6 protein-coding genes are annotated in these 5,420 nt (G+C 67.5%); all 6 read left to right on the top strand.

Annotation, left to right across the window (positions count from 1 at the left end; genetic code table 11):
- Positions 1 to 109 precede the first annotated feature (109 nt).
- The 6 genes from ACFYMU_RS33295 to ACFYMU_RS33270 all read left to right on the top strand — a co-directional run bounded on the left by ACFYMU_RS33295 (position 110) and on the right by ACFYMU_RS33270 (position 5,360).
- Positions 110 to 1,111 (top strand): glutamine synthetase family protein, encoded by a 1,002-nt coding sequence (locus ACFYMU_RS33295; protein ID WP_388381447.1) that lies wholly within the window; start codon positions 110 to 112, stop codon positions 1,109 to 1,111.
- 251 nt (positions 1,112 to 1,362) lie between these two features.
- Positions 1,363 to 2,748: a sensor histidine kinase gene (locus tag ACFYMU_RS33290; RefSeq protein ID WP_388381449.1), complete on the top strand. Its 1,386-nt coding sequence runs from the start codon at positions 1,363 to 1,365 to the stop codon at positions 2,746 to 2,748.
- Entirely contained in the window at positions 2,745 to 3,188 is a 444-nt protein-coding gene (locus tag ACFYMU_RS33285; RefSeq protein ID WP_388381445.1) for a roadblock/LC7 domain-containing protein, read from the top strand. Before ACFYMU_RS33290 ends, ACFYMU_RS33285 begins: the two co-directional genes overlap by 4 nt.
- Positions 3,185 to 3,547 carry a DUF742 domain-containing protein gene (locus tag ACFYMU_RS33280; RefSeq protein ID WP_388381443.1) on the top strand — a complete coding sequence of 121 codons (363 nt, stop codon included), beginning with the start codon at positions 3,185 to 3,187 and terminating at the stop codon, positions 3,545 to 3,547. The genes ACFYMU_RS33285 and ACFYMU_RS33280 overlap by 4 nt, the downstream gene beginning before the upstream one ends.
- On the top strand, positions 3,501 to 4,118 hold the full coding sequence (locus ACFYMU_RS33275) for an ATP/GTP-binding protein (RefSeq protein ID WP_388381441.1): 618 nt from the start codon (positions 3,501 to 3,503) through the stop codon (positions 4,116 to 4,118). Before ACFYMU_RS33280 ends, ACFYMU_RS33275 begins: the two co-directional genes overlap by 47 nt.
- A gap of 270 nt (positions 4,119 to 4,388) precedes the next feature.
- Positions 4,389 to 5,360, top strand: a complete 972-nt coding sequence (locus ACFYMU_RS33270; RefSeq protein ID WP_388381440.1) for a carbamoyltransferase N-terminal domain-containing protein — start codon at positions 4,389 to 4,391, stop codon at positions 5,358 to 5,360.
- The last annotated feature ends 60 nt before the right edge of the window (positions 5,361 to 5,420 follow it).

The raw sequence follows: 5,420 nt of genomic DNA, 5'->3' as shown, positions 1-5,420 counted from the left end.
GCCTCGGCCGTAGTCGACCGACGTCGCCACGACCTGCCCACTCGTCCCGCACGAAACGAAGAATCGGGCATCAGGTCTCATACCGCCCTCTCATGGCCGTCCGGTAGAGGTGGCTCCCCGATACATGCTGCGCCGGCAGCTGGATCACCTCGCCGCACGCGGCCTACGGGCCAAGGTGGGGCTGGAGACCGAGTTCGTGCTGTTCCAGGGCACCCACGCCGAAGCCGAACAGTCGGTCTACCGGGGTCTGCGACCGATTGTCACGAACAATCTGGACTACTCCCTCGACCACCCCCTGCCGCTGGACGCCTTCTTCCGAAAGCTGCAGGCCGCCCTGGCCGGTGCGGGACTCCCGGTCGAGGCCGTCAAGGGCGAGGGTAGTCCCGGCCAGATCGAGGTGACCTTTCCCTACGGAGACGCGCTGCAGGCGTGTGACGGGCACCTGGTCTTCAAGCACGCGGTTCGGCACACAGCCGAGCGCGCCGCAATGGCTCCGACGTTCATGGCTGCCCCGAGCACGGGTGTCGCCAGCGGATGCCACGTTCATCTGTCTCTGTGGCGGGACGACGAGCCGGTGTTCGCCGAACAGGACGGGCGCCTTCCGGAGCTGGCCCGCAGGGTTATCGCCGGACTGCTCGACGCCCTGCCCGATCTCGCCCCGCTCTACGCCCCCAGCCCCAACTCCTACAAGCGGTACCAGGCCGACTCGTTCGCCCCGACCACATTTTCTTGGGGCCGGGACAACCGCACCTGCGCCGTCCGCGTCGTCGGCCACGGCGACGGCCTCCACCTGGAGGTCCGCCTCCCCGGAGCTGACGCCAACCCGTATCTGGCCCTCACCGCGGCCCTGGCCGCCGCCCAGCACGGAATCGACCACGAGCTGGAACCCCCGCCGCCACGCACCGGCAGTGCGTACCGGGCAACCGATGACCGACCGGTCCCGACGACTCTCCACGGGGCATTGGAGGCGTTCCAGGAGAGCAAACTGGCCTCCCAGCTGCTCAGCCCGGGCGTGATCGACCATTACTCCCGCGCTGCCGAGATCGAGCTGGACGTCCTTCGCACACAGGTGACCGATATCGAGCGGCAGCGGGGGTTCGCCCGGGCTTAGCCAGTCTCCCCAGATCGGCCGCCGGGCTGTGACGCCAGGCTCTCGGCATCCCCCGACCGATAAGCCGACACACGGCCCGGCGATCCTCCTTCCGCCCAGTGTCCCAAGTCTCTGCCACCGCCACGTGAGGATCGATGTCCCCTCCGCCCTCGTCGGCACCCCAATTGCCGCACTCACGACGTGATGCTTCGTCCGGTCCGCTCCCGCTGCGTACCCTCCTGCGCCTGGTCACGGTCACCGTCGCTCTGGTGATGACCGCCCTGGTCACGGTCTGCGCGATGTGGATGCTCCAGCAAGCCAGAGTGCTGCAGAACGACTCCGTCAGCGGTCAGGACGCCGGTCGGCAACTTCGACATCAGGCATACGCCCTGGCCGGAGTTGGTGCCGTCGTCGGGATAGTGGTGACCGGGCTGGTCGTGATCGCCGGCCGTACCGTGACCCACCGGGCTGACCGAGCCCGAACCACTGCATTGACGGTCGCCCAGCAACAGCTCCCCGAACTGGTCGTACGCCTCCAACACGGGCAGGACGTCGACACCGGCGGCCTCCCGGAGCCCACTGGGCATCGGGACGAGTTCGGCATGATCAGTGATGCCGTCGCCCGGCTCGCCCGCCATGCCTTGGACTCCGCGTACGCCGTCCACAAGGAACGGGACGGCTTCAATCGGTTCTCCGCCGGGGTCGCCGAGCGCGCCCTCGTCGCGGTCGCCGCGCTGCTGCGGAAACTGGACGAACTGCAACGCAGTCCCGACCAGGGCCCCGAGTTCCGGGACGCCCTCTCCACCTTGGACCACGAAACCGTCCAGCTTCGGCGACAGCTGGAAAACCTGCTGCTGCTCGTCGGCGGCACCGTCCCTCACCCTCACACCCGCCCGGTGACGGCTGGGAACATCGTGATCGATGCCGTCGGTGAGTCTCCCGGCCTCCGGCGCGTGCACACAGAGTTCGGGGCCGAGGGTTGGCTCGTTCCTGAAGCCGCCGGCGCCCTGACCCATCTGCTCGCCGAACTCATCGACAACGCCCTCGCCTACTCCGCCCCGCAACTCGAAGTCGTCACGCGCTCCGTTCGCACGGCAAGCGGTATCGCGTTCGAGGTCGAGGACCGGGGCAACGGCTTGTCGGCCGATCTGCTGTCAGAGATGAACGGCCGGCTCAGAGTGGCCCCGCTGTTCGCGGAGATCGCCGACACCGACCAGCTGGGCCTGTTCGTCGTCGGCCGCCTGGCCGCACAGCTCAACGTCGCCGTCACTCTGCGCCCATCAGCCTATGGCGGCCTGTCCGCCGTAGTGATGGTGCCTCGCGAGCTCCTTGTCGACGCCCCGCAAGCTCCCACTGAGCCAACCTCCCCAGCCGTCCCGGCACCGCCCTCGTACGACCCGCCCGTGCCAGGGCCTCCAACTCGCCCAATCGCGCCCTTCCCAGCATCCCAACGGCCCTCGGCTCCCTCGCTCACTGCAGACGGTCTGCCGAGACGTACGCCCGGCGCTCAACTGGCTGAGCAGCTGCGCGACAGCACCAGCGATGTCCACGCCGCCGAGGCCTCCCGTGGCATCGATCAACGCACCCCTGAGCAGATCGCGGCCCAGTTCGCCGGCTTCCCCACCCACACCGACCCCGACGAGGAGACTTCCCCGTGACCAGCACGTTTGAGACCTTGCCCAACACCATCGTTGCCACGGCGGACAACGACCCAGGCACCTTCGACATGCTCCGTGACAGCCTGCGACGTGTCGACGGCATCATCGGTCTGGTCCTGCTGTCCAATGAAGGCTTCGCCAAAGCCGCCTATGGACTCGAGACCGACGACGCGCAGAAGATCGCGGCTGCCTGCTCGGGAATGGCCAGCCTGTCGGCCTCCGTCTCGCAGTCCATCAACGGCAGCGACGTGCTGCACACGGTGGTGACCATGAAGGCCCGCAACGTCATCGTCACCTCATGCGGAGGCGGCAGCACGCTGCTCGTCGTGGTCCGGGCGTCCGCCCAGATCGGTCTGGCCCTGGGCGAGATCATCCGCAAGGCGAAGGCGTACGCGGAGCAGATGGGCACACTGCCCCGCGCGGATCTGCCCGCACGGTGAAGCCCGGCGACCATGCTCGCCGGACCCGCCTGTACGCACTGGCCCCAGGCCGGGCGGCGTCGCGCCCCAGGCGGCCTGGCGAGCCGCTGTCCATGCACTCCATCATCACGGCCGCCGTATCCATCGAAGACCTGGGGGGCCTGCCGGAGGAATGGCAGACCTCGATGCGTCTCTGTACCGCCCCTCGCGCCGTCGCCGAGATCGCCGCCGTCCTGCGTATGCCGCTGACCACGGTCGTCGAGATGTTCACCGAACTCGTCGCCCGTGGCCTGGTCCACCACCAACCGCCCCTTACCGAACGCCAAGCAGCCGATGCCGACCTCCTCCGCAGAATCAGGAAGGGCCTTGAAGACCTCTAGCGCGCCCCCTCAAGCGAAGATCCTCATCGCCGGCGGATTCGGCGTCGGCAAGACGACCCTGGTCGGAGCCGTCAGCGAGATCACACCGCTGAGCACCGAGGAACAACTCACTGTCGCCAGCACCGGCATCGACAACCCTGGCCCGGCCGAGGGCAAGACCACCACAACCGTCGCGCTGGACTTCGGCCGGATCACCCTCGCCGCCGCCACCCTCCTGCTGTTCGGCACCCCTGGCCAGGAACGCTTCTGGTTTATGTGGGACGACCTCCTGAAAGGGGCCATCGGCGCGGTCGTCCTGGTCGACACCCGCCGCCTGGACCTCAGCTTCGCTGCCGTCGACTTCTTCGAGCGCCGTGGCACCCCGTTCGTCGTGGCAGTGAACTGCTTCCACGGCACCCAGCCTTACACCGCCGACCAGATCCGCACAGCCCTCGAACTACAAGACCCCCAGACCGCCGTGCTCATGGTCGACGCCCGTAGCAAGGATTCGGTCCGGACTGTCTTACTCGCACTGCTCGACCGACTCATATCCCGAGCAGAGAACACCGTCACCAGCGAAGCGCGCCGATGACGCCGCCAGTTCGTCACAGGCCGCGACAGTGGGGCCCCGCTCTATTCGTCCAACGCACGAGGAGCGCGAGCAGAGCGGACACACAGATCGGCTGGCAGGTCGTCGTGGCGCGCCAGTCCCGCCGTACCCAGAGGGGGGGTAGAGCAGCGCGCGGTGAACAGGCGTGCTTGCAGTGCTTACCAGGCGGGTAGGCAGCGCGGGCGCAGCTTCAACAGCTCGCGCCGGCTCGTCGCTAATCAATGCGTCAGCCGCACTTATACGGAGGAATCCATGCTGGTAGTGGCATTCAAACCCGGGCACGACGGAGGCATGGCCGCCATCCGCGATGGCAAGCTGCTCTACTCCCTCGAATCAGAAAAGGACTCCTTCGCCCGGTACTCCTTCCTCACCCCGACCACGGTGCTTGACCTGGCCGAGCACCTTGACGAGATACCCGACGTCGTCGCCATCGGCGGCTGGCAGGAGAAGGGCATCAGCATTCGTGGGAGCGTCGGTGCTGGCTACGGTGGTGCCGACGCCGTCGTCACGAGGGAGAGCCGCTTCTTCGGCAAGAACGTGCGCTACTTCTCCTCCTCCCACGAGCGGTCTCACATCCTGGGGGCCATCGGGATGGCCCCTCCGGTGCGGCACCCGCTCCAGGCAGTCCTCGTTTGGGAGGGCATCACCGGGAAGTTCTTTCTCGTGGACGACAGCTACCGGGTCGTCCGCACCATCGACGTGATGGATCAGCCCGGCGCCAAATACGCGGCCCTGTTCGCCATCTGCGACCCCTCTTTCCCTGCGACACGTGGTTTCCCCCGGCTCAGTGACGCCGGCAAGCTCATGGCCCTCGCCGCCCATGCCGACTACCGCGATGCCGACCTCGAAATCGCTGCCGCAGTCGAGCGCCTCCTGAAGATCGAAAACGCCTACCCGGTGCCGAAGGAGGAATTCCGGGACACCCCACTGTTCGACTGCGGCGTCACCTCTGCCGTGGGGACCACAGCCGCTGCTCTGCTGACCGAGCGCATGTTTCGCGTGTTCGCTGACACCGCGATACGCGAGCTGCCGCCCGGCCTGCCGCTGCGGATCTCCGGCGGCTGCGGTCTGAATTGCGACTGGAACTCCCAGTGGGCCGCTCTCGGCCACTTCTCAGAGGTCTTCGTACCTCCCTGTCCGAACGACTCCGGTTCCGCGATCGGCACGGCCGTCGACGCCCTCGCCTCGCTGCTCAGGTTGAATCCGCGATGTCCGGCTGGTTGATCAGGCCCTTGAGGTCCAGGCCGGTGGTCGGCAGGCAGCCCTCGATCAGGTGCGGGCGGT

The sequence above is a fragment of the Streptomyces sp. NPDC007264 genome (assembly GCF_042869095.1).
In the GTDB taxonomy this organism is placed as follows: domain Bacteria; phylum Actinomycetota; class Actinomycetes; order Streptomycetales; family Streptomycetaceae; genus Streptomyces.
Note: the sequence above shows the minus strand (reverse complement) of the source record. Positions and strands in the feature narration are given on the sequence as shown.